The following is a 21860-nucleotide window of genomic DNA, read 5'->3' as shown; positions in this document are numbered from 1 at the left end:
CGGCTCGCGGCGCGCGCCGGTGTCGAGCGCGCCATCGCCGCGCGCCTCGCCGAGGGTGGCGACCTCTCCGACACCGTGGTGGTGCTCTCGAAGTTCGGCCGCCAGGAGGCGGACGGGCGCGGCCTCACCAGCGCCTTCCACGCCGCGGTGGCGGGCGAGCTGTGCGTGCTCACCTCGGTCTCGCCCACCGTGCGGGTGCAGTGGGACGGCTTCGCCGGCGATCTCGCCCGCCTCCGCCCCGGCCCGCCTCGAGGCGGTGGAGGCGTGGTGGGACATGGCCGAGGCGCTGGCGGTCTGATCCCGGCGCCGCATCGGCGCTTCGCCGACCGGCCGCTCTCCGCTAAGGTCCGGGCCGATTCTGACCCCCGGAGCCGCCATGCCGAAGCTCACCTGCGAGGTCTCTGCCTCGCTTCTCGATGCGCTCGACCGCGCCGCCGCCGCGAGCGGGGAGAGCCGCGACCACATCGTCTCCCGCGCGCTCGCCGACGCGCTCCAGGTGGATCACGGCACGCTGTTCCAGGTCTCCACCTCCGGCGCCATCGTCGAGGGGCTGTTCGGCGGCGTGGTGTCGGTGGGCACCCTGCGCGAGCACGGCGATTTCGGCCTCGGCACCTTTGCCGGGCTCGACGGCGAGATGATCGCGCTCGACGGCGCCTTTTTCCAGATGCGGTCCGACGGCAGCATTCACCACGCCGAGGACGCCATGCAGGTGCCGTTCGCCCTCGTCACCCATTTCGCGGGCGCCGACGAAGGCACGCTGGCGCCGTTCGCCTCCATGGACGAACTGCTTGCGCTCCTGGACGCGCGGCGCGACAGCGACAATATCTTCTATGCCGTGCGCCTCGCCGGCCGGTTTTCGCTGGTGCACGACCGCGTCGCCTGCAAGGCGGGCGAACACGAGACGCTGGTGGAGGCCACCAGCCACCAGGCCGAGTTCCGCCACGCCGACGTGGAGGGCACCATGGTGGGCTTCTTCACGCCGCCTTATGCGCGCGGCATCGGCATTCCCGGCTGGCACCTGCATTTCATCAGCGCGGACTTCAGCCGCGGCGGCCATGTGCTCGGCTGTGCGGGGGAGGGGATCGGCCTCAGCATGGAGCGGCTCGACGATTTCCGCCTCGCCATGCCGGAGACCGCCGCCTTCCCGAAGGCCGACCTCTCGGGCGACACCGAGGCCGCGCTCGACACGGCGGAGCGGGCGACGCGCTGAGGCGGAATTTTTTTTTTGCGTGCGCGGCCGCGCACCGGAGCCTCGGCCGCACCGGCGGCGTTTCTGCCTGTCGAGGAAACTCCCCTGGGACAAACGCCATGACTGCTCCCCGCGTCCTTGCCGCCGCCGCCCCTTCCCTGGTCAGCCGGCGCGACGCGCTGGTGATGGCGGGCGCCGCCGCCGCGACCCTCGCCATGCCGCGCATCGCCCGTGCCGCGGCGCCATTCCAGCAGCCGCCTCTGCCCTACGAGGAAAGCGCGCTCGCGCCCACCATCTCGGCGCGCACCGTGGGTCTGCACTACGGCAAGCACCACAAGGGCTATTACGACAAGCTCAACACCCTGGTCGTCGGTAAGCCCTATGCCGACATGACGCTGGAGCAGGTGGTGGTCGCCTCCCGCAAGGCCAACGACGCGCCGGTGTTCAACAATGCCGCCCAGGCCTGGAACCACGATCTGTACTGGATGGAGTTCAAGGGCGGCCCGGCCGCGCCCAAGGGCGCGTTCGCCGATGCGGTGAAGCGCGACTTCGGCGATCTCGCCGGCCTCAAGAAGGCCATGACCGATACCGGCGATGGCGTGTTCGGCACCGGCTGGGTGTGGCTGGTGAAGAACGGCGACAAGCTGGAGGTGGTGGGCCTCAAGGACGCCATCAACCCGTTGCCGGACGGCAAGACCGTGCTCGCCGGCATCGACGTGTGGGAGCACGCATACTATCTCGACTGGGAGAACCGCCGCACCGCCCATGTGAAGGCGGTGCTCGATGATCGCATGAACTGGGCCTACGTCTCCGAGCGCTTCGGCTGAGCGTCGGCGCGGGCCGTGCCGGGCGGCGTGCCGCCCGCTAGATGCCGATGTCGTCCAGGTTCTTGCCCGTGGTCTCGATGCGGAACGCATAGGTGACGACCGCGCCGAGCAGCGAGGTTCCGACCAGGATGTAGAGCAGGGTCGACGTCCCGAGCTGGTGCAGCAGGATCGGGAACAGGAACGCCGTCATCACCGCGCCGATCTTGGCGAAGGCAGCCGCGAAGCCGGCGCCCATGCCGCGGATGTGGGTGGGGAACACCTCGCCCGCCAGGAGGTAGGTCTGCGCGTTCGGGCCGAGATTGGTCATGAAGTTGAACAGCATGAAGCCCGCGAAGATGAGGGCGATCTGCGTTCCGCCCTCATAGAACGAGGAGAAGGCGGCGAGCAGCAGCCCCGCGGCGCAGCCGATGAAGCCGATGATCTGGAGCGGGATGCGACCGACCTTGTCGGCGAGCCCCACCGCGGCGGCGATGCCGAGGATCAGCAGCAGGTCGATCAGCGCGGCGCCTTCCGCCGCCAGTTCGTCATTGGCGATGATGTCGGTGAAATCGTGCACCTGCGTCGCCGCATGGCCGAGCGCGGCCGCCAGGATGGTGGGCGTGAAGATGCCGATGCCATAGGTGCCGAGGTCCTGGAGGAACCAGGGCACGCTGGCGAGGATGGTGGCGCGCCGGTTCTTGGCTTTGAACAGGGCCAGCGGGTGGCGCTCCTGCGCGGTGTGCTGATGCTTGTGGCTGCGCGCCAGCTTCACCTGCTTGGGGTAGGGCGGATCGCGCTCCAGCAGCCGTCCCGCCTCGCGCTCGGCCGCATCGGTCTTGCCGTGGGCCAAAAGCCAGGCGGCGCTTTCCGTGACGTAAAAGCGGCCCACCGTCACCGCCAAGGCCGGCAGGATGGCGACCGCATACATCAGCCGCCAGGACGAGTCCTCGGTGATGTTGGTGAGCACGAGATAGCCCACCAGCGTGCCGCAGAGCGCCCCCACCGCTTGGAAGCCGAAGGCGCTGAGCACCAGGCGCCCGCGCGCTGCCGAAGGGATGCTTTCGGAGATCACGAGATGGGCGGTGGGATAGTCACAGCCGAGCGCGACGCCGATGCCGAACAGGAACACCACGGTCCAGGCGAAGGTGGGGCTGACCGAGAGCAGGCCGAGGAAGACGATGAAGATCACCATCTCCGCCACGAACATCACCTTGCGGCCGAAATGATCGGCGAGGCCGCCCAGGAACAGGGCGCCCACCAGGATGCCGGCGAGGCTGGCCGCGCCGACGAGGCCGTGCTGCAGCGCGTCCATGCCGAATTCGGCCGACATCAGCGGCATCGCCACGCCGGTCATGAAGACCACGAGGCCCTCGAAGAACTTGCCCGCCGCCGCCAGCCACCAGATGCGCCACTGCATCTCCGTCATGGGGATGGAGGCGACCTTGGTGCCGTCGCGCCAGATCGGCGCCTCGTCGATATAGTCCTGGACCGAGCGGCCCGGCGGCAGGCTGGCGGCGCCTGAGCTTTCGTGGTCGACAAGGGCCTCGGCCGTTTGCGTTGTGCGCGGCGCGGTCATCGGGCTGGTCTCCGTTCGGTAGGATTATGCCCATTTACCGTGACGCTCATGTTGCAGCCTCTGCCCTCTGGCGAGTCCGCGGCATAATCGATAAGACGGTGAAGTTGCGGGAGAAACCCATGTCCGAGCGTCACTTTGCCCGATTCCTCACGCGCTCGGCGTGCGCCGCGCCCGCCTTCGCGCCTTGCGTCGCGCTGCTGGCGCTCGCCGGCCTGGTGCTCGCCGCCTGCCAGGGCTCGCCCGACAGTTGGGGCACCGGCGTGGTCAAGGAGACGGACGCGTTCGGAGACTATGCCGAAACGGTGGTCTCGATCCCCAAGCCCACCGCCGGTCCGCGCCAGTTCGTGTGCCAGGGCCCGTTCGCGCCCAACACCACCGCCATCAACATCGCCGCCGATTTCGGCCAGGCCAACGTGATCTCCGCCCCGGTGATGGAGCCCGACGGCTCGGTGGCGAACGGCACCGTGCTGCTGCCGGGCGATCCGGCCCTGCGCCTCGACATCGCCTGGGGCGATGCCATCGGCATGACCAATCCGCGCCGCGTCGCCTTCACCGAGGCCACCGCCTGGACCGTGAACGGCCTCGGCATCGGTTCGAGCCTTGCGGACGTGGAGAAGGCCAACGGCCGCGCCTTCCGCATCCAGGGCTTCAGCGGTCCGGCGGGCGGCGTGGTGGCGGACTGGCAGGGCGGCAAGCTCGCCAATCTCGGCTCGGGCTGCCGGCTGGGACTGCAATTCGCCCTGCCGGCGACGCTCTCCGATCAGGTGCAGGGCCGGGTTTCGGGAGCGAAATTCTTTTCGTCCTCCGATGCCGCCATCCGCGCCGCCAATCCCACCGTGGGCCTGTTCTGGGTGCTCTACCGGTAGGGCAGGCGCCCCCGCCGCGGACCAGTTGCCGGCCGTCTCCAGCGCGTCGCCGCCAAAGCGGCGGCGATACCCCAATTGGAGGATGCGGGAGCGGCCCGAGCGCCCTAGCTTGGCCGTCCAGTCTCGCGGCGGCCGACCCATGCCGCCCTTGGCCGGGACGCAGGGGGGGCGGGCATGGCGATCTGGTCGGGTTACGGCTTTGTCACCGCGGCGACGTTTGCCATGGGACTGCTCCTCGCGCCGCTGGTCGGGCCGCTCCTAGGCATCGAGGACAATCTGCGGGTCGCCTCCGGCCTGCTGGCGGCGGCAGTGGCGAACTGGGTCATCGGCCGCTGGTTCAACGATCCCGCGGCCGCGCGCGTGCGGGTCGATCCCGCCACCGGCCGGCTCCGCCTGGAGGCCAACCGGCACGCGCTGCTGAACCTACCCATGCAATACTGGTCGCCCATCGGCGTCGTGCTGGTGCTGGCGGTGCTGATCGTCGGCGGCCCCGCCTGAGCGGGTCCGCCCGCCGCTCGGCAGCATGCGCTGAGATCAGCAAGGCGCCCGCGGCGCGGCTCAGGCCCAGCGCACGCCGACGATCTCGAACGAGCGCGCGCCCTTGGGCGTGACCACCTCCACGCTCGCGCCCTTCTTCTTGCCGATCAGCGCGCGCGCCATCGGCGAGGAGATGGAGATGCGGCCGGCCTTGGCATCGGCCTCGCTGTCGCCGACGATCTGCCAGACCTTCTCTTCCTCGGTGTCCTCGTCCACCAACGTCACGGTGGCGCCGAACTTGACCACGTCGCCGGAGAGCTTGGAGACGTCGATCACGTCGGCGCGGGAGAGCTTGTCCTCGAGTTCCGCGATGCGGCCCTCATTGAGCGACTGCTGCTCCTTGGCGGCATGATATTCGGCATTCTCGGAGAGGTCGCCATGGGCGCGCGCCTCGGAGATGGCGGAGATGATGCGCGGGCGTTCCACCTGCTGGCGCTGCTTCAATTCTTGTTCGAGGGCGGCATAGCCTGCCGCCGTCATGGGGATCTTCTCCATGGGTCCTTTCAAGACCTCCTGAACCTGTGGCCGCCGATGGCCCGTCCGTTCGGGACGGTGCCGCTCGGCCTGCCGCGACGGCCCGCCGTTCCGCGCCGGACCGTCCGCCGTGCCGCCTCACCCCGTCCTGCGGTGCGGAGTGATGCCCTAAGGGCACCCGCGCTCCCCGCCCTGCCGGACGGGCCCGGCACATATGAAAGCGCGCGCGGACGGATTTGATCCCCGCCCCCGCCCGCCGAAAAAGCCGACGGCTCACGCCACCGAGGCTTTACCCCCCGCGGCGCGCTCGTCGGCGTCGAAATAGCCCTGCAGCGGGCGCACCTTGAGGTCTCCGCCCACATAGGCCTTGATCCCCTGCGCCGCAGCGATGGCGCCGGACAGCGTGGTGTAATACGGCACTTTCTGCAAGAGGGCCGCCCGGCGCAGCGAGCGGCTGTCCGCCAGCGCCTGCGCGCCCTCGGTGGTGTTGAACACCAGCTGCACCTCGCCGTTCTTGATCGCGTCGACGATGTGCGGGCGGCCTTCCAGCACCTTGTTGATCTTCGCGGCGGCGACGCCGTTCTCCTCGAGAAAGCGCAGGGTGCCGGAGGTGGCGATCACCTTGAAGCCGAGCGATTGCAGCATCTTGATGGTGGGCAGGATGCGCGGCTTGTCCTCGTCGCGCACCGAGACGAACACGGTTCCGGACTTCGGCACCTTGGTGCCGCCGCCGAGCTGGCTCTTGGCGAAGGCGACGCCGTAGTCGGTGTCGAGGCCCATCACCTCGCCGGTGGAGCGCATCTCCGGCCCGAGCACGGTGTCGACGCCCGGGAAGCGGGCGAAGGGGAACACCGCCTCCTTCACCGCGATATGGTCGATGCGTGCGGGCGTGAGGCCGAAGCCGGCGATCTTCTCGCCCGCCATCACCCGCGCCGCGATCTTGGCGATGGGCGTGCCGATCACCTTGGCGACAAAGGGCACGGTGCGCGAGGCGCGCGGATTCACTTCCAGCACGTAGATGTCGTCGCCCTTGATGGCGTACTGCACGTTCATGAGGCCGACCACGCCCAGGGCCAGCGCCATCGCTGCGGTCTGCTTCTCCAGCGCGGCGAGCATGTCGGGGCCGAGCGAATGGGGCGGCAGCGAGCAGGCGCTGTCGCCGGAATGGATGCCCGCCTCCTCGATGTGCTCCATGATGCCGGCGACGAACACGTCCCTGCCGTCGCACAGCGCGTCCACGTCCACCTCGATGGCGTCGGACAGATAGCGGTCGAACAGCAGCGGGTTCTTGCCCAGCACCGTGTTGATCTGGCCGGTCTTGTCGTTGGGGTAGCGCGCCTTGATCTCCTGAGGCACGAGGCCCGGCAGGGTCTCCAGCAGGTAGTCGCCGAGCTCGCGCTCCTCGCGGATGATCTGCATGGCCCGGCCGCCCAGCACGTAAGAGGGGCGCACCACCATGGGATAGCCGAGCTCGCCGGCCACCAGGCGCGCCTGCTCCACGCTGTAGGCGATGCCGTTGGCGGGCTGGCGGATCTTCAGCCGCTCCAGCAGGGTCTTGAAGCGGTCGCGGTCCTCGGCGAGGTCGATGGCATCGGGCGAGGTGCCGAGGATCGGCACGTCCGCATCCTCCAGCGCCTTGGCGAGCTTCAGCGGTGTCTGGCCGCCGAACTGGACGATGACGCCCTTGAGCGTGCCGTTGGTCTTCTCGCGGGCGATCAGCTCCAGCACGTCCTCGGCGGTGAGCGGCTCGAAATAGAGCCGGTCGGAGGTGTCGTAGTCGGTGGAGACGGTCTCCGGGTTGCAGTTGACCATGATGGCTTCATAGCCGGCGTCCTTCAGCGCGAAGGCGGCATGGCAGCAGCAATAGTCGAACTCGATGCCCTGGCCGATGCGGTTCGGCCCGCCGCCGAGGATGATCACCTTCTCGCGGCCGGAGGGCTGCGCCTCGTCGGCGAGGGCACCGGCGAAGGGCGTCTCGTAGGTCGAGTACATGTAGGCGGTGGGCGAGGCGAACTCGGCCGCGCAGGTGTCGATGCGCTTGTAGGCCGGGCGCACGTCGAGCGCGTGGCGCCGGTCGCGCACCTCGGCCTCGGTGAGGCGGCGAGGGTGGCGAGGCGGGCGTCCGAGAAGCCCATGGCCTTGAGGCGGCGGAACTGGCCCGCGGTGCCCGGCAGGCCGAGGCGGCGCACCTTCTGCTCCATCTCGACAATGCCGCGGATTTCGGCGAGGAACCACGGGTCGATCTTGCAGGCGGAATGGATCTGCTCGTCGGTGAGGCCGAGACGCATGGCCTGGGCCACATAGAGCAGGCGGTCGGGGGTGGGCGTGCCGAGCGCGGCGCGGATGGCGTTCTTGTCGTCGCCCTGGCGCAGGCCCTCGATCTCGATCTCATCGAGGCCGGACAGGCCGGTCTCCAGCGAGCGCAGCGCCTTCTGGAGACTCTCCTGGAAGGTGCGGCCGATGGCCATGGCCTCGCCCACCGACTTCATGGCGGTGGTGAGCACCGGGTCGGCGCCGGGGAACTTCTCGAAAGCGAAGCGCGGCACCTTCGTCACCACATAGTCGATGGTGGGCTCGAAGGAGGCCGGAGTCGCGCCGCCGGTGATGTCGTTCTCGATCTCGTCCAGCGTGTAACCCACGGCGAGGCGAGCGGCCACCTTGGCGATGGGGAAGCCGGTGGCCTTCGAGGCCAGCGCCGAGGAGCGCGACACGCGCGGGTTCATCTCGATGACGATGAGCCGGCCGTCCTCGGGGTTCACCGCGAACTGCACGTTCGAGCCGCCGGTCTCCACCCCGATCTCGCGCAGCACCGCAAGCGATGCGTCGCGCATGATCTGGTATTCCTTGTCGGTCAGCGTCAGCGCCGGGGCCACCGTGATGGAATCGCCGGTGTGCACGCCCATCGGGTCGATGTTCTCGATGGAGCATACGATGATGCAGTTGTCCGCCTTGTCGCGGACCACCTCCATCTCATACTCCTTCCAGCCGAGCACGCTCTCCTCGATCAGCACCTCGTTGGTGGGCGAGGCGTCGATGCCGCGCTCGACGATCTCGATGAACTCGGCCTTGTTGTAGGCGATGCCGCCGCCGGTGCCGCCCATGGTGAAGGACGGGCGGATGATCGCGGGCAGGCCGACGATGTCGAGCGCGTCCAGCGCCTGGGCCAGCGTCTTGATCTGGCGCGAGGTGGGGGTCGAGAGGCCGATCTTGGTCATGGCCTCGCGGAACAGCTCGCGGTCCTCGGCCTTGTCGATAGCCTCGGCGGTGGCGCCGATCATCTCCACGTCGAACTTCTCGAGCGTGCCCATCTTCTTGAGCGACAGCGCGCAATTGAGCGCGGTCTGGCCGCCCATGGTGGGCAGCAGCGCGAAGCCCTTGGAGCGGTCGCCGCGCTCCTTCTCGATGATCTTGGTGACGATCTCGGCGGTGATCGGCTCGATATAGGTCGCGTCCGCCATGTCCGGGTCGGTCATGATGGTCGCGGGATTGGAGTTGACGAGGACGACCCGGTATCCCTCCTCCTTCAGCGCCTTGACCGCCTGCGTTCCGGAATAGTCGAATTCGCAGGCCTGCCCGATCACGATGGGCCCGGCGCCGATGATGAGGATGGTTTCGATATCGGTGCGTTTCGGCATTTTTTCCCGGCGCTCGTTCCACGTTCGCCCGTGCGGCGCGGCTCCATCCCGAAAACCGGCATGCGCGTTTCGGATGGATCGCGCCTCGGGCGCAAAAAAAGGGGCCGCGGGTCCGCGCGCCCCTCATCGTTAAGCTCGATCACCGCCCTTGAGGGCGGGGCGTGCGGGCAGGGCGGCGCGGCAGCGACGATTTTCCCTTGTCCCGATACGCTGATGGGCTTCCTTAGACCATAATTCGGAGGGACGGAAGACGCCTTCCTCGTCCTACCGCCGGGAGCGGCACCCCGCATGGCATCCGTGGTCCACGATCTGGTTCGGCGCTACCAGCCGCTGATCCGGCAGGTCATCGCCTTCGCCGGGGCAGGCGGGGCCGCGGCGTTGGGCCATTTCTCGACCCTGGCGGCGCTGGTGGAGTTCGACCTCGCCGGCCCGGTGCGCGCCTCGGCCTGCGGCTTCCTGGTGGGCGGCGTGATCTCCTACGTGCTGAACCGCCGCTTCACGTTCAACGCCACCCGCTCGCACGTGGGCGCGGTGCCGCGCTTCATCGCCGTGGCCGGGGTCGCCTTCGTGCTGAACGCCTTCCTGATGGATTTGTTCGTGCACCGGCTGGGCCTGTTCTATCTGCTGGCGCAGGTGCTCACCACCGGCCTGGTGCTGATCTGGACCTTCTCCGCCTACCGGATCTGGGCGTTCCGCCACGCCCCGGAGGGATGATCCTCAGCGCAGGCGGAAGGCCTGGAACGCCATGCGGTTCTGGTTGTGGCCGACATTGGGGCGGACCCGGCTCGCCGGCAGCCGCGCCGCCTCCAGCAGGCGCAGCATCTCCTCCTCCTCGTAGACGGTGAGGCCCAGCTCGCTGCGCAGCTTGCGGTAGGGCGAGACGGCGGTGCGCGCGAGGCCCACCAGCGCCGCCCCCAGGAAGCCTTCCTTGGCCGCGAAGGCGAGCAGCGCCGCCACGTCCTGCGCCATGCCCACATTCGGCGGAATGACGTCCGCCAGAAGCAGGCTGCCGCCCTTGCCGAGCAGCCGCCGCCAGCCGGCGAGCAGGCCCGGCAGGTCGGCCTTGGGAATGTATTGCAGCACCGAATTGACGACGATCAGGTGGAAGCCGCCGTCCGGCAGCCCCGCCACATCCTCGGGCGAGAGCACCTCGATCTTCGGGTTTCCGGCATGGCGCGCTGCGAGCCCCGCACGCACCGAGGGCGCAGCGTCGCACAGCACCAGCGAGCCGCACCGCTCCGCGAGGCCGGCGGCGGACAGCGCCTCGCCGCAGCCGAAGTCGAGAATGCGGGCATCCGGCGCCGGCACGAACCGGGCGAGGTCGCCAGCTATGCGCAGATAATGCAACGCCTTGTGACGCTCGTTCACATAGACGGCATGCGCGCCGTCCCAGAAGGAGATCCAACCTGCCATACGCGCGTCCCCGGTACGCGGCTGCTTGTGGCACAGGTCGGGGCAGACCTCACGCGAAAAGACAAGCTTGGACTTTACAGTGGTGCCGATCATCCGGTGCGATGCCGGTCCTGCATGCAGGCGTTCCATTTTCAGCATGACATAAAAGGCGGCAGTCTGCATACAATCGGGTCATCCCGTTACCGCAACGGCAGCGATTCGGCGCCGCCATAACCCTTTGCTGCAAAGCAAAAAACGCGATCCGGCAGTCTTGGCATCCTTGTTGCTAACCCTTGAACCGGCAACAAAGGAGACGCCGATGGCGCCCAAAGTTCAGCTCCGCCTGAACGGCATTCGCAAGAGCTTCCCGGGCAAGTCCGAGCCCGTGAAGGTGCTCGACGGCCTGACGTTCGACATCCACGAAAAGGACTTCGTCAGCATCATCGGCCCGTCGGGCTGCGGGAAGACAACTGTATTCAATGTGATCGCGGGACTCGCCGAGCCGGACGAGGGCATGCTGCTCTATCGCGGCCAGGAGGTGGAGAACCTGCGCGGCCGGGTCGGCTACATGATGCAGAAGGACCTGCTGTTCCCCTGGCTGACCGTGCTGGACAACGTGCTGCTCGGCCTCGACGCCAAGGGCGTCAGCCCGGCTGAGGCGCGCGACACGGCGCGCGAATACATCTCAACCTTCGGCCTCTCGGGGTTTGAGAACGCCTATCCGAAGATGCTCTCCGGCGGCATGCGCCAGCGCGCGGCGCTGATCCGGACGCTGGTGCTGGACCCCGACATCCTGCTGCTCGACGAGCCGTTCTCCGCGCTCGACTACCAGACGCGCCTCTATCTCGAGGCGGTGCTGCTGGAGGCGGTGGAGACCTTCCACAAGACCGTGATCCTCGTCACCCACGACATCGACGAGGCGGTGGCGCTCTCGAAACGCGTGGTGGTCCTCAGCCACCGGCCCACCACGGTGAAGAGCGTGCACGAGATCGACCTCTCCGAGCGCTCGCCCATCGCCGCCCGCTCCGATCCGCGCTTCTCAGGCTACTTCCACACTTTGTGCGCCGAACTCGACATCCAGACGAGGGCCACCGCATGAGCCGCATGACGGAGACCGCCATGACCAAGCCCGGCGCCGCCGCCCCTGCCGCGAAGAAGAGCGTCGCGGCCCGCCGCCGGTCGCGCGGCAACGCGCTCGATTCCACCCTGGGGCGCTCGGCGCTCCAGATCCTCGCCGTGGTCGGCTTCTTCCTCCTGTGGGAGGTGGCGGTGGACATCGGCTGGGCCAACGCCTTCCTGCTGGGCCAGCCGAGCGGCATCCTCGGCGTGCTGGTGTCCTCGATCGCCGACGGGTCGCTGTTCGTCGACACGGGTTACACCGTGTTCGAGGCGCTGCTGGGCTTCGCCTTCGGCACCGTGATCGGCTCGCTGATCGGCCTGTCGCTCTGGTACTCGGTGTTCGTCGCCCGCCTCACCGAGCCCTTCATCGCCGCCATCAATTCGGTGCCGAAGATCGCTCTGGCGCCGATCATCATCTGTGGTTCGGCACCGGGCTGACCTCGAAGGTGGCGCTGGCGGTCTCGCTCACCGCCATCGTCGCCCTCATCACCGCCTACCAGGCCGCCAAGGACGCGGACAAGGACCTCCAGGCCCTTCTGTTCTCCATGGGCGCGGACAAGCACCGCATCTTCAAGAAGGTGATCGTGCCGTCCACGCTGCCGGCCATCATCGCCACCTTCCGCATCAATATCGGCTTCGCGCTGGTGGGCGCGGTGGTGGGCGAGTTCATCTCCTCCCAGCACGGCCTCGGCCACCTGATCTACACCGCCTCCAGCCTCTACGACCTCAACTCGGTCTGGGCCGGCCTGTTCGTGCTGATGCTGGTGGGCTTCGTCTTCTACCACCTCGTCGAACTGACCGAGCGCTGGCTGCTGCCGTGGAAGCAGGAGCAGCACTCCACCCAGATCAACGTCTGACGGTTCCGACCCTCCCGACTATCCAACCTCACCGGAGATTGCCCATGTCGTTTGTGCGCAAACTGAAGATGGCCTCGCTCGCGGCGGCGCTCGCGTTCGCCGCCGGCACCGCGCCCGCAGCCGCGCAGAACAAGAAGGTGGTGCTGTCGCAGGCCTTCCAGTCGATGCTGTATCTCCCGCTCTACGTCGCCATCAACAAGGGCTACTTCGAGAAGGAGGGCCTCGACCTCACCAAGGAGACCGCCGGCTCGCCCACCGCCGCGCTCTCGGCGGTGATCTCCGGCAGCGCCCAATTCTCCCTGCACGGCCCGGAATGGACCGCCATCGCCGCCGAGAAGGGCGCCCCGGTCTTCATCATGGCGAACGTGGTCAACGGCGCCGCCGTGTGGATCGCCGCCGCCCCGGACTTCAAGTATGAGAGCCCAAAGGACTTCAAGGGCCAGAAGGTCGTCACCGGCCAGATGCCCACCACCAGCACCTCGCTCTTCATCAAGCTGCTCAAGGAGAACGGCCTGAGCGAGAAGGACGTGGAGATGCTGCAGGTGCCGATCGGCTCCGAGCCCGGCCCGCTGGCCGCCGGCCAGGCCAAGCTCGCGGTGATGTACGAGCCCGGCCTCGACCAGGTGGTGGCGCGGGGCATGAAGGTGATCCTCGGCTTCCCGAAGCTCTACGGCCCCTACGCCTTCTCCTCCATCACCGCCCGCAAGGACGTGGACGCCGACCTCGCCCAGCGCGTCGCCAACGGCCTGGAGCGCGCCATGCGCTTCATGCACGCCAACGAGGCGGAGACGGTGGAGATCGCCAAGAAGGAGTTCCCGAAGCTCGATGCCGCGGTGGTGGAGGCCGCCACCAAGCGGATGCTGGCGGACGGCGTCTATCCGAAGAGCGTCGACATCACCGCCGCCGCGCTCAAGGTGGGCCTCGACACCCAGATCGCGCTCGGCAACCTGAAGGCCCAGCCGGACTACGCGACCTTCGTCGGCAAGGGCTTCATCGACAAGGCCCTGACCGTCAACTGACCTTTGCGCGCCGGCCGGCACGACCGCCGGCGCCCGCTCCCCATCCTGCGGCCGAAGGCCCGGACCCTGGCGGTCCGGGCCGTTCGCCCTGAAGCCGGACCTTTCCCAGACATGACCGAGACCTTCGCCCCCTGGGGGGTGCTCGACACCGTGCGCGCGTCGCCGAGGCACCCCTCGATCCGCGCGCCAGCGTCGCCGCCGTCGCCGCCCGTGCGCGGGCCTGTGAGCCGGCGGTGGGTGCCTTCACCCATCTTCCCGCCATCGACAGCGACGCCGATCCCGGCGCCGGGCCGCTCGCCGGCGTCGCCGTGGCGGTCAAGGACCTGATCGACACCGCCGGCATGCCCACCGCCTACGGATCGGCGATCTTCGCCGACCATGTGCCGGCCGAGGACGCGGCGGTGGTGAAGCGGCTGAAGGCGCTCTCGGCGGTGGTGGTGGGCAAGACCGTGACCACGGAATTCGCCTGGCGCCATCCCGCCGGCACCCGCAACCCCTGGAATATAGGCCACACGCCGGGCGGCTCCTCGTCCGGCTCGGCGGCGGCGGTGGCCTCCGGCGCGGCCCACGTGCGCTCGGCACCCAGACGCTGGGCTCGGTGCTGCGCCCGGCCGCCTATTGCGGCGTGGTGGGCCTGAAGGCGTCGTTCGGCGCCGTGCCGCGCGCCGGGGTGCATCCGCTCTCCCAGTCGCTCGACCATGTGGGCCTGTTCGCCCGCGCGGTGGACGATGTGGCGTTCGTCTTGTCGCTGATCGCCGAGGGCGACGGCGCGCCCGCCATCCCGGCCTTCCAGGTGCCGCCGCAAGGCCTCGACCCGTTCCCGAAGCCGCGCATCGGCCTCCTGAAGGGGCCGGAATGGGCGCTCCTGGACGAGGCCCAGCGCGATGTCGTGCGCGCCGCCGCCGCCGCGTTCGCCGCGGCCGGCGCGGTGGTGGAGGAGATCACCCTGCCCGAGGACTTCCAGCGGCTGGGCGAGATCAATACGACGCTGTGCGCGGCGGAGGGCGCCTACAATCTCGGCCCGCTCACCGACCGCTTCCCGGACAAGGCGAGCGAGCGGGTGAAGGCGCTGGTGGCGGCGGGCCGGGAGGTGGCGGCCCCCGCTTATGTGGCCGCGGCCCACGACCGGCTGGCGCTGCGCGCGGCCTTCCCGGCGGCGCTCGCGGGCTTCGACCGTGCTGCTCACCGGCCCCGGCCTTCGGCGAGGCGCCGGAAGGCCTCGGCAATACCGGCGATCCGGCGCTGTGCGTGCCGTGGACGACGCTCGGCGTGCCGGCCATCGCGCTGCCGGCGGGCACGGGTGCGAAGGGGCTGCCGCTCGGCATCCAGCTGGTGGCGCCGTTCGGTGCGGACCTGAAGCTGCTGCGCGTCGCCAAGGCCTGCGAGATCGCCCTTGGCCGCGGCCCGGCCATCGCGCCAGTCGGCTGACGGCAGACGCAAAAAAGGGGCCGCCTGAGCGGCCCCTTTCACCGTCCCGCTCCGCCTTCAGAGGGCGCCGTTGACACGCGCGAAGAGGGCGTCGTCGGTAGCGTCAGCGGCATGGCCGAGCGGGGCAGGATCGATGTCGGCGGCGTCCTGGGAGAAGTGCGCCGGCTCGCGCGGCGAGCGGTCCACCTCCAGGTGGAACACGTCGAAGCGGTTGTAGTAGCCCACCACGTCGTGGAACTGCTTGGGCTCCACGCAGCGCTGGGTGTCGATATCGGCGTAGATGATGCCCTCGTGGTCCGACAGCACGTCGGACACCACCTCGCTGGTGGGGTCGAGCACCAGCGAGATGCCGCGCGGCGAGTTGTCGATGATCTCCAGGCTCGCCCGGTTCACCGAGCCGATGGCCTCGCGCATGGCGGCATCGACGAAGCCGGAGGCGACGATGTTGAACACCTTGGCCTCGAAGGCATGGGCGCCGGCGCGGATCTCGATGGCGCGCTTGAGGTCGTAGGCGCCGTCCTCGCTCGGCGGGCGGGTCGGCCAGATCGGCGGGTAGGAGGAGACGTGCACCTGCTCGCCCTGCGCCATCAATGCGTAGCGCGCCAGCGGGTTGGTGTTCTCGCCGCAGATCAGCATGCCGATGCGGCCGATTTCGGTGGCGCTGACCCTGAGGCCGCGCGCGTCGCCATTGGCCCAGACCAGCTTCTCGTAGAAGGTGGGCACGAGCTTGCGGTGATGGTTGAGGATCGACCCGTCCGGGCCGATCAGGATATTCGAGTTCCAGATGCAGCCGACGCTCGCGTCCGTGCCCTCGGTGAAGCCGAGCGAGACGTGGACGCCGTGGCGGCGCGCCGCCACGCGGATGGAGCGGATGGCGGGATCGGAGAGCTTCTGCGCCTCGGCCACCAAAGCGCGGAAGAAGCCGTGATTGTAGATCGGCGCCTGCAGCGCCGCCCACACGGGAAAGCCCGGCAGGAAGGATTCGGGGAAGGCGACGAGCGCCGCGCCCGCATGGGCGGCCTCGGCGATGAGATCGCAGGCCTTCTCGGCGGTCTTCTCGGAATCGAGGAATACCGACGAGGTGTGGCAGGCGGCGGCCTTGAAGCGCGGATAGGTGACGGTCATCTGTGGCCCGGTCTTTAGACGGCGCGCAGCGCGCGGTTTCCGCCCATTAGTGGGTGAGGCCGGATGCCGGGAGAACCGCGAATTTCCGCACATCCCCCTGCACTTCTGCCCGGATGCGTCCGCGGTGCTTGCGCCAGTCCGCCGCCCGCACGCGCGGCCTCCCGCCGCCGCCCATGCGATCACCTCCGCGATGCCGCCCTTGAAGACAAAAAGGCATCGAAGGGAGAATTTGACTTTGTTTGTCTGGCGGCGCACAGAGGCTTCAGCGTCATCGCCTTCCAGTGGCGGACCAGGTGGCGGAGCGCCGGGGTGTGGCCCGCGCAGGAGACGAAGGGAAGCGAGGGGTGATTACGGGCCGCAGGGCAGCCGAGATCGTCGAGAGCATTCAGTCCGCGGTCGAAGGCGGCCAGCTCAAGCGGGGCCAGGGATTGCCCACGGTCCGCAAGCTGGCGGACGACCTCGGCGTGAACCGCAATACGGTGGCGGCAGCCTACAAGCTGCTGTCCGATGCGGGCATCATCGAGGGGCGCGGGCGCCAGGGCAGCCGCGTCGCCCTCGAGACCTCCGCTGCGCAGCACCTGCGCACGTCGCCGCGCGATCTTGCCGGGGGAAATCCCGATCCTGCGCTGCTGCCGGACATGGCGTCGGTGCTCAGGGCCGTCGGGTGGCGCCAGCGGGCCTATGAGGATCCGCCCGACGATCCGGAGCTGATCCGCATCCTCGGCCAGAGGTTTGAAAGGGACGGGCTGCCGATCGGCGAGTTGTGGCTGGCATCGGGCACCTTCGATGCCATCGCCACCATCTTCCGCAAGATGCTCGCGACCGGCGATGCCGTCGGGGTGGAAGATCCCTGCTTCATGACCACGCTGGGGCTGATGCGGCAGGCGGGCTACGCCACCCTGCCCATGGCAGTGGACGATGAGGGGGTTACGCCCGAGGGGCTGAGGAGCGCCCTCAAGGGCGGCGCGAAGGCCCTCATCCTGACGCCGCGGGCGCACAATCCGTTTGGCGGCTCCTGGACGCAGCCGCGGCTGGCGGCCTTGCGGGAGGTGCTGCGGGCCTATCCCGACGTTCTGCTGATCGAGGACGATCACTACGCCGTCCTGTCACGCTTCCCGCCGGTGTCGCTGGTTGACGCGGACCGCCCGCACTGGGCGATCATCCGCTCTGTCTCCAAATATATCGGCCCCGATCTGCGCCTCGCCGTGGTCAATTCCAGCCGCGAGGTCTCTCGGGCATGCCTGTCCCTGAGCGCATACACGTCGCGATGGGTCAGTTCGGTGCTGCAGACGTGCGTCCTGTCGGTTCTGTCGGCGCCGGGCTACGACCAGATGATTGCCCGGGCCGCATCCGCCTATGAGCGGCGCAGGGAGGGCATCGTCGCCGCGCTGGCCGCCGAGGGCATCAAGGCCCATGCCCGTGACGGCATGAATGTCTGGATCCCGGTGGACGACGAGCAGGCGGTCGCGCGCCGCCTCCTGGAAGGCGGATGGACCGTGCGCACGGGCGCCATCTTCCGCCTGGCCTCGCCGCCGGCCATCCGCGTCACCGCGAGCGCGATCGAAAAGTCGCTGTCCGAGGAGTTCGCCCGGACGCTGGCCGCGATCATTCGCGACGAGGGGGTCGAAAGAGGGGCCTGACCTCTTCCGACCCCATCGGGGTTCAGGCCGAAGGCGCCGGACCCGCAGTGCCGTCATGGGCGATGCCGAGCGCGCGCCGACCCGCTTCGCGGTGGCGATGCGGTTCGCGGTGAGCTGCCTCACGGCGTCCCGCGCTGCGGCGACGACCTCCGCCGGCGCGCGCTCCGGAATGCCCGCATCGAACGGCGGCTCGGGGTGATACTGCATGTAGAGCTGGATCTGCTGGGCCACCGCCGGGCCGCGCAGCATGGCCGCCAGCTGCAGCGCGCCGTCGATGCCCGACGTCACGCCGCCCGCGAAGACGTAGTTCCCCTCGATCACCACCCGGTCCGTCAGCGCGGTCGCGCCCAGATAGGGCAGGACCTCCATGGCCGCCCAATGGGTCGTGGCCCGCCGGCCCTTCAGCAGGCCGGCCGCGCCGCAGATCAGCGCGCCGGTGCAGACGGAGAACACGAACAGCGCGCCTGCCGCCTGGGTGCGGATGAAATCGAGCGTCGCCTCATCCTCCATCAGCGCCTCCTGGCCCGGCCCGCCGGGCACGTGAAGCACGTCCAGCTTCGGCACCTCCGCGAAGGTCTTCTCCGGCGTGAGGATGAGGCCGCGGGTATCCCTCACCGGCGCCAGGCTCTTGCCGGCGATATGGAGCGTCGAGTTGGGGATCCGCGACAAGACCTCGAACGGCCCGGTGAAGTCGATCTGGTCGAGCCCGTCGAACAGGATCGAGCCGATCTGGAGATGCGTGTCTGCGGGGATCATGACGGGTCCTTCCCTTGGCGCGTCGCGCGCTGGCGACCCCCATGTGTGCCAAGCACTCCAGCCATCGTCAAGACAAACGTTGACAAAGCATATTTTGACATACATTGTCTGCTATGATGTGGAAAATTACCTCCATTTTTGATCGTGAAACAGGCTCCGGCATTGAGTTTGAGGCTCGTTTTTCCAGGCTTTTGCTGGACAGACAAAATACGCACCGCCGGCCAATTGTATGACAAATCGGTGTACGTATGAGTAAATCGGGGGAATGAACCGGAGCGTTGCGCTTCGGCCCAGCCTCGAGGCGTCGAGGGCGTGCGCGCGCCCCGTCCGGGCCGCGCGCCGGCCGCCGCCGTCGCGTCCAGTTCGGCAAACCGCGCACGCCAGTCATCCACCCGCGCGCGGAAGGCGGGATCGGCAGCCACGAGGGCGAGCGCCCGAGCCTCGTCCGCCGGATCGGTCAGGCCCAGCACATGCTCGGCCGCCAGGTGGTCGAGGTCCTCGGGGGTCGGGGGCGTGCCTTGCGCGCTCATGCCAGGCACTCCCTGAGCGCCAGCAAGGAGCGGCGGATCCAGGACTTCATGGTGCCGAGCGGCACGCCGAAGCGCCCGGCCAGCTCGCCGTGGGTCAGCCCGCGCACATAAGCCAGCAGGATGGCGCTGCGCCGGTCCGGCTCCAGACGTTCCAGGCAGCTGCGCAGGCGGCCGCTTTCGGACAGGCGCATCAAGGCGACGTCGGGGCCGTCCTCTTCGCTTTCCAGGCCCATGGGCTCGAAATCATCCACCAGTTCGGTGCGCGTCTCGCTCCGCAGGATGTTGAGCGCGCGGTTGCGCAGGATGGCATAGATCCAGGTCCGTGCCGCCCCGCGCCCGGGATCGAAGGTGGCCGCCTGCCGCCAGACCAGCACGAAGGTGTCGTGCACCGCCTCCTCGGCCAGCGCCCGGCGGCGCAGCATCCGATACGCGACGCCCACCATGCGCGGCGCCTCGCGCTCGTAGAGCGCGCGCAGCCCCGCCTGGTCGCCGCGCTGGCAGGCGCGCAGCGCCTCGAGAATGTCGCCGTCGGGTGGGCTCATGCGCGTGCGTGACGTCCTTCGACTCCCCAACGGATGATATGCGCGGCGGACCGGTTTGGATGCGTCGCCCGCGAGATTTTTCGCTCCGGCCGGTCGCCGCAAAAAAATCCGCGCCCCGCTGCATCCGCGCCGGGGGATGGCGTGTAGCCGCTCCAGTCGGCCCCCGTGCCGGACAACCAGGGAGACGGACCATGATCAGGCAGACCCTTCTCGCGACGCTTCTGACCACCGTGGCGCTTGCCGGCGCTCAGGCCCAGACGGTGGCCGCGCTCGTCGGCGACGACACCATCGCCATCGTCGATACCAAGGCCAGCAAGGTGGCGAAGAGCTGGGCCATTTCCGGCGGTCCCGGCCGCGTGCTCGGCATCGACGTGCGCCCGGCGGACGGCCAGCTTTACGCCGTCTACGCCGACGGCACGGTGGCGACCATCGACATGGCGAGCGGCAAGGCCATGGTGAAGTCCAAGCTCGACATGATCCCCGCCGCCGGCACCACGGTGACGGTGGACTTCAATCCGGTGGCGGACCGGCTGCGGATCATGGGCTCGGATGGCATGAACCTGCGCGCCAACGTGGACGACGGCAAGGTGATCCGCGACGGCAACCTCGCCTTCGCCGCGAACGACAAGATGGCCGGCAAGACGCCGCAGGTGGTGGCGGGCGCCTACACCAATTCCATGAAGGGGGCCAAGGAGACCGCCCTGTTCGACGTCGACGCCTCCGGGGCGCTGTTGAAGCAGGCTCCGCCCAATGACGGCGTGCTGAACACCGTGGGCGCGCTGGGCCTGCCCGCCAAGGCGGTGGCGTTCGACATCGTCTCCGGCGCCGAGGGCGGGAACGCCGCCTGGCTCATGGCCGGCGACACGCTCTACAAGGTGGACCTTTCCACCGGCGCCGGCACCAAGGCGGCGACCATCTCCGGCGTGAAGGGCGCGGTGCGCGACATCGCCGTTTTGCCCGGCATGTGATGGCCGTCACCTCACCGGGCGCCGCGCCGGCCGGTGAGGGCGGATGGCACCTGATCCATCCGCCGCCAGCACCGTAATGGGGGCAACCCTCCCGCGGTGCCGATCGGTCCCACGTGACCCCCCGCCACGTGGAACTGGGGACGGGCGTTTACGCCCGGTCCCGCTGCCGTGGGGAGCCGGGCCGGCGATGCGGCTCCCGTTTGGCGCCCAGCCGTGGTAGACGGAGCGGATCGAGGAGTTCCGCCATGTCCGAGAATCGCGAGGTGAGCAGCCGTCCCGCACGGTGCCGACCTGAAGCGCTTCTTCGGCGGCTCGCCGGCCTGGGTCATCGCCCGCCTGATCCTGCTGTCCGTCGTGGTGGGCGTGATCATGGCGGCGCTCGGCCTCGACCCCGCCAACATCCTCCAGAGCCTCGTGGACCTGGTGCGGAACCTGTTCAATTTCGGGTTCGAGGCGGTGGAGCGCCTGTGGCGCTACTTCCTGCTCGGCGCGGTGATCGTCGTGCCGCTCTGGCTGATCCTGCGCATCTCCCGCGCCGGCCGCTGACGGCTCACGCGCCCGTCACCGGGTGAGAATGCGGTTCCCGCTTGGCTTGCGGTGCCGGCCGGGCAGCGCGGGCTCTAGGGAATGTCGCCGGGGAAAATGTGGACGCCGTCCGCCCCGAGCGGCAGGTCCTCGACCTTGCGGACGGCCGCAAGCGGCAGCGGTCCGTAGAGATGGGGGAAGAGGTCGCCGCCGCGCGAGGCCTCCCATTTGAGCGCCGGCCCCAGCGCTTCGGTCGCCACCGTGACGAGCTTCAGTTCCGCGAGGCCCGAGAAGTGCCGCCGCGCGGTCTCGCGCACCTGCGCCGCGGTGGAGAAATGGATGAACCCGTCCGTCACGTCCACCGGCGCGCCCGTGAAGACCCCCTGCGCCTGCGCCCGGCGCCAGAGCGCGGCGGGGCAGATCTTGAACACGAGATCGATGGCGGGCGAGGTCAAGGCGGATCTCCGGAATGGCTCGACCTTTCAGCTAGCCTGCCGGCGCCGCTGACGCCAGCCCTTGCGGCCTTCGACGTCTGGTGCGGATTGAAATCCTGGACATATCAGGAACAAATTCTTACTGTGCCGAGGCAGTCAGCGAGGGAACGCGCATCGCATGCTCACGCATGGGCAAATCTGGCGGGCGTTGGATCGGCTCGCGGAACAGCACAGCCTCTCCACCTCCGGCCTGGCGAAAAAGGCCGGGCTCGACCCCACCACCTTCAACCGGTCCAAGCGGGTGACCGGCGACGGGCGGCCGCGCTGGCCCTCCACCGAGAGCATCGCCAAGGCGCTCGCGGCGACCGGGGCGGGGGTGGAGGATTTCGTCGCCCTGCTCGATCGCGGCGCCGCACCGAGGGCTTTGCCGAGCATGCGACGC

The 21860-nt window shown here is 69.0% G+C and carries 20 protein-coding genes and 5 pseudogenes; 16 read left to right on the top strand and 9 right to left on the bottom strand.

Annotation, left to right across the window (positions count from 1 at the left end; all coding sequences use genetic code 11):
- Nucleotides 1-75 precede the first annotated feature (75 nt).
- From AC2W7M_RS05215 to AC2W7M_RS05205, 3 genes and pseudogenes are all read left to right on the top strand, one after another.
- A pseudogene (locus tag AC2W7M_RS05215) lies at nucleotides 76-171 on the top strand (DUF2478 domain-containing protein); the annotation flags it as partial.
- Nucleotides 172-376: 205 nt separating this feature from the next.
- Nucleotides 377-1210: an acetolactate decarboxylase gene (gene budA, locus AC2W7M_RS05210; RefSeq protein WP_486130601.1), complete on the top strand. Its 834-nt coding sequence runs from the start codon at nucleotides 377-379 to the stop codon at nucleotides 1208-1210.
- Between the two features lie 98 nt (nucleotides 1211-1308).
- Nucleotides 1309-2016: a superoxide dismutase gene (locus AC2W7M_RS05205; RefSeq protein ID WP_486130609.1), complete on the top strand. Its 708-nt coding sequence runs from the start codon at nucleotides 1309-1311 to the stop codon at nucleotides 2014-2016.
- A 37-nt stretch (nucleotides 2017-2053) separates the two neighbouring features.
- Here AC2W7M_RS05205 and AC2W7M_RS05200 read toward each other — a convergent pair whose 3' ends face one another.
- On the bottom strand, nucleotides 2054-3571 hold the full coding sequence (locus AC2W7M_RS05200) for an MFS transporter (RefSeq protein WP_486130599.1): 1518 nt from the start codon (nucleotides 3569-3571) through the stop codon (nucleotides 2054-2056).
- 119 nt (nucleotides 3572-3690) lie between these two features.
- Here AC2W7M_RS05200 and AC2W7M_RS05195 point away from each other — a divergent pair, with 119 nt between their 5' ends.
- Together AC2W7M_RS05195 and AC2W7M_RS05190 are read left to right on the top strand one after the other, a co-directional pair.
- On the top strand, nucleotides 3691-4437 hold the full coding sequence (locus tag AC2W7M_RS05195; RefSeq protein ID WP_486130597.1) for a hypothetical protein: 747 nt from the start codon (nucleotides 3691-3693) through the stop codon (nucleotides 4435-4437).
- Between the two features lie 174 nt (nucleotides 4438-4611).
- Nucleotides 4612-4935 carry a hypothetical protein gene (locus AC2W7M_RS05190; RefSeq protein WP_486130595.1) on the top strand — a complete coding sequence of 108 codons (324 nt, stop codon included), beginning with the start codon at nucleotides 4612-4614 and terminating at the stop codon, nucleotides 4933-4935.
- A 60-nt stretch (nucleotides 4936-4995) separates the two neighbouring features.
- On the opposite strand, the gene greA is transcribed toward AC2W7M_RS05190, so the two are convergent.
- A complete protein-coding gene (gene greA, locus AC2W7M_RS05185; RefSeq protein WP_486130593.1) occupies nucleotides 4996-5469 on the bottom strand; it encodes a transcription elongation factor GreA in 474 nt (157 codons plus the stop codon).
- A 252-nt stretch (nucleotides 5470-5721) separates the two neighbouring features.
- Nucleotides 5722-9083, bottom strand: a pseudogene (gene carB, locus AC2W7M_RS05180) (carbamoyl-phosphate synthase large subunit).
- Nucleotides 9084-9371: 288 nt separating this feature from the next.
- Here carB and AC2W7M_RS05175 point away from each other — a divergent pair.
- Complete coding sequence (locus tag AC2W7M_RS05175) at nucleotides 9372-9797, top strand: GtrA family protein (protein ID WP_486130591.1); 426 nt, start codon at nucleotides 9372-9374, stop codon at nucleotides 9795-9797.
- A gap of 3 nt (nucleotides 9798-9800) precedes the next feature.
- On the opposite strand, the gene AC2W7M_RS05170 is transcribed toward AC2W7M_RS05175, so the two are convergent.
- Nucleotides 9801-10496, bottom strand: coding sequence for a class I SAM-dependent methyltransferase (locus AC2W7M_RS05170; protein WP_486130590.1), 696 nt, complete (start codon nucleotides 10494-10496; stop codon nucleotides 9801-9803).
- Between the two features lie 298 nt (nucleotides 10497-10794).
- On the opposite strand from AC2W7M_RS05170, the gene AC2W7M_RS05165 reads away from it, so the two are divergent.
- The 6 genes and pseudogenes from AC2W7M_RS05165 (at nucleotide 10795) to AC2W7M_RS05140 (ending at nucleotide 14898) form a co-directional block, all read left to right on the top strand.
- Nucleotides 10795-11574, top strand: coding sequence for an ABC transporter ATP-binding protein (locus AC2W7M_RS05165; protein WP_486130588.1), 780 nt, complete (start codon nucleotides 10795-10797; stop codon nucleotides 11572-11574).
- Entirely contained in the window at nucleotides 11571-12032 is a 462-nt protein-coding gene (locus AC2W7M_RS05160; protein ID WP_486130586.1) for an ABC transporter permease, read from the top strand. Before AC2W7M_RS05165 ends, AC2W7M_RS05160 begins: the two co-directional genes overlap by 4 nt.
- Nucleotides 12033-12040: 8 nt before the next feature.
- Nucleotides 12041-12451, top strand: a complete 411-nt coding sequence (locus AC2W7M_RS05155) for an ABC transporter permease (RefSeq protein ID WP_486130584.1) — start codon at nucleotides 12041-12043, stop codon at nucleotides 12449-12451.
- A 44-nt stretch (nucleotides 12452-12495) separates the two neighbouring features.
- Entirely contained in the window at nucleotides 12496-13470 is a 975-nt protein-coding gene (locus AC2W7M_RS05150; RefSeq protein WP_486130582.1) for an ABC transporter substrate-binding protein, read from the top strand.
- Nucleotides 13471-13703: 233 nt separating this feature from the next.
- Nucleotides 13704-14443, top strand: a pseudogene (locus tag AC2W7M_RS05145) (amidase family protein); the annotation flags it as partial.
- A complete protein-coding gene (locus AC2W7M_RS05140; protein WP_486130607.1) occupies nucleotides 14326-14898 on the top strand; it encodes an amidase family protein in 573 nt (190 codons plus the stop codon). The pseudogene AC2W7M_RS05145 and the gene AC2W7M_RS05140, both read left to right, overlap by 118 nt.
- A 57-nt stretch (nucleotides 14899-14955) precedes the next feature.
- Here AC2W7M_RS05140 and AC2W7M_RS05135 read toward each other — a convergent pair whose 3' ends face one another.
- Nucleotides 14956-16023, bottom strand: a complete 1068-nt coding sequence (locus AC2W7M_RS05135) for a carbon-nitrogen hydrolase family protein (RefSeq protein ID WP_486130580.1) — start codon at nucleotides 16021-16023, stop codon at nucleotides 14956-14958.
- 344 nt (nucleotides 16024-16367) lie between these two features.
- Between AC2W7M_RS05135 and AC2W7M_RS05130 the strand changes: the two genes are divergently transcribed.
- On the top strand, nucleotides 16368-17663 hold the full coding sequence (locus AC2W7M_RS05130; protein WP_486130578.1) for an aminotransferase class I/II-fold pyridoxal phosphate-dependent enzyme: 1296 nt from the start codon (nucleotides 16368-16370) through the stop codon (nucleotides 17661-17663).
- Between the two features lie 69 nt (nucleotides 17664-17732).
- On the opposite strand, the pseudogene AC2W7M_RS05125 reads toward AC2W7M_RS05130, so the two are convergent.
- From AC2W7M_RS05125 to AC2W7M_RS05115, 3 genes and pseudogenes are all read right to left on the bottom strand, one after another.
- Nucleotides 17733-18419: pseudogene (locus AC2W7M_RS05125) on the bottom strand (DJ-1/PfpI family protein); the annotation flags it as partial.
- Nucleotides 18416-18949, bottom strand: a complete 534-nt coding sequence (locus tag AC2W7M_RS05120; RefSeq protein ID WP_486130576.1) for a hypothetical protein — start codon at nucleotides 18947-18949, stop codon at nucleotides 18416-18418. The gene AC2W7M_RS05120 and the pseudogene AC2W7M_RS05125, both read right to left, overlap by 4 nt.
- The gene (locus AC2W7M_RS05115; protein WP_486130574.1) at nucleotides 18946-19491 is read right to left on the bottom strand and encodes a sigma-70 family RNA polymerase sigma factor; all 546 of its coding nucleotides are present in this window, start codon (nucleotides 19489-19491) and stop codon (nucleotides 18946-18948) included. Before AC2W7M_RS05115 ends, AC2W7M_RS05120 begins: the two co-directional genes overlap by 4 nt.
- A 191-nt stretch (nucleotides 19492-19682) precedes the next feature.
- Here AC2W7M_RS05115 and AC2W7M_RS05110 point away from each other — a divergent pair, with 191 nt between their 5' ends.
- Both AC2W7M_RS05110 and AC2W7M_RS05105 read left to right on the top strand, forming a co-directional pair.
- A complete protein-coding gene (locus AC2W7M_RS05110) occupies nucleotides 19683-20459 on the top strand; it encodes a DUF4394 domain-containing protein (RefSeq protein WP_486130572.1) in 777 nt (258 codons plus the stop codon).
- Between the two features lie 291 nt (nucleotides 20460-20750).
- Nucleotides 20751-21005 (top strand): DUF6460 domain-containing protein, encoded by a 255-nt coding sequence (locus AC2W7M_RS05105; protein WP_486130605.1) that lies wholly within the window; start codon nucleotides 20751-20753, stop codon nucleotides 21003-21005.
- 74 nt (nucleotides 21006-21079) lie between these two features.
- On the opposite strand, the gene AC2W7M_RS05100 is transcribed toward AC2W7M_RS05105, so the two are convergent.
- On the bottom strand, nucleotides 21080-21424 hold the full coding sequence (locus tag AC2W7M_RS05100; RefSeq protein ID WP_486130603.1) for a DUF952 domain-containing protein: 345 nt from the start codon (nucleotides 21422-21424) through the stop codon (nucleotides 21080-21082).
- Nucleotides 21425-21596: 172 nt separating this feature from the next.
- Between AC2W7M_RS05100 and AC2W7M_RS05095 the strand changes: the two are divergent.
- Nucleotides 21597-21860 (top strand): annotated as a pseudogene (locus tag AC2W7M_RS05095) (helix-turn-helix transcriptional regulator); the annotation flags it as partial.

It is taken from the genome of Xanthobacter sp. BG11Y11_SDJG, from assembly GCF_057364445.1.
This window is presented reverse-complemented; position numbering and strand designations above follow the sequence as displayed.

What these genes read in the sequence shown, in the direction of transcription:
- AC2W7M_RS05175 (WP_486130591.1), top strand. Translation starts at nt 9,372, where the DNA reads ATGGCATCCGTGGTCCACGATCTGGTTCGGCGCTACCAGCCGCTGATC.
- AC2W7M_RS05170 (WP_486130590.1), bottom strand. Translation starts at nt 10,496, where the DNA reads ATGGCAGGTTGGATCTCCTTCTGGGACGGCGCGCATGCCGTCTATGTG.
- AC2W7M_RS05120 (WP_486130576.1), bottom strand. Translation starts at nt 18,949, where the DNA reads ATGAGCGCGCAAGGCACGCCCCCGACCCCCGAGGACCTCGACCACCTG.
- AC2W7M_RS05160 (WP_486130586.1), top strand. Translation starts at nt 11,571, where the DNA reads ATGAGCCGCATGACGGAGACCGCCATGACCAAGCCCGGCGCCGCCGCC.
- AC2W7M_RS05135 (WP_486130580.1), bottom strand. Translation starts at nt 16,023, where the DNA reads ATGACCGTCACCTATCCGCGCTTCAAGGCCGCCGCCTGCCACACCTCG.
- AC2W7M_RS05195 (WP_486130597.1), top strand. Translation starts at nt 3,691, where the DNA reads ATGTCCGAGCGTCACTTTGCCCGATTCCTCACGCGCTCGGCGTGCGCC.
- AC2W7M_RS05205 (WP_486130609.1), top strand. Translation starts at nt 1,309, where the DNA reads ATGACTGCTCCCCGCGTCCTTGCCGCCGCCGCCCCTTCCCTGGTCAGC.
- AC2W7M_RS05150 (WP_486130582.1), top strand. Translation starts at nt 12,496, where the DNA reads ATGTCGTTTGTGCGCAAACTGAAGATGGCCTCGCTCGCGGCGGCGCTC.
- AC2W7M_RS05165 (WP_486130588.1), top strand. Translation starts at nt 10,795, where the DNA reads ATGGCGCCCAAAGTTCAGCTCCGCCTGAACGGCATTCGCAAGAGCTTC.
- budA (WP_486130601.1), top strand. Translation starts at nt 377, where the DNA reads ATGCCGAAGCTCACCTGCGAGGTCTCTGCCTCGCTTCTCGATGCGCTC.
- AC2W7M_RS05190 (WP_486130595.1), top strand. Translation starts at nt 4,612, where the DNA reads ATGGCGATCTGGTCGGGTTACGGCTTTGTCACCGCGGCGACGTTTGCC.
- AC2W7M_RS05115 (WP_486130574.1), bottom strand. Translation starts at nt 19,491, where the DNA reads ATGAGCCCACCCGACGGCGACATTCTCGAGGCGCTGCGCGCCTGCCAG.
- AC2W7M_RS05140 (WP_486130607.1), top strand. Translation starts at nt 14,326, where the DNA reads ATGGGCGCTCCTGGACGAGGCCCAGCGCGATGTCGTGCGCGCCGCCGC.
- AC2W7M_RS05110 (WP_486130572.1), top strand. Translation starts at nt 19,683, where the DNA reads ATGATCAGGCAGACCCTTCTCGCGACGCTTCTGACCACCGTGGCGCTT.
- AC2W7M_RS05200 (WP_486130599.1), bottom strand. Translation starts at nt 3,571, where the DNA reads ATGACCGCGCCGCGCACAACGCAAACGGCCGAGGCCCTTGTCGACCAC.
- greA (WP_486130593.1), bottom strand. Translation starts at nt 5,469, where the DNA reads ATGGAGAAGATCCCCATGACGGCGGCAGGCTATGCCGCCCTCGAACAA.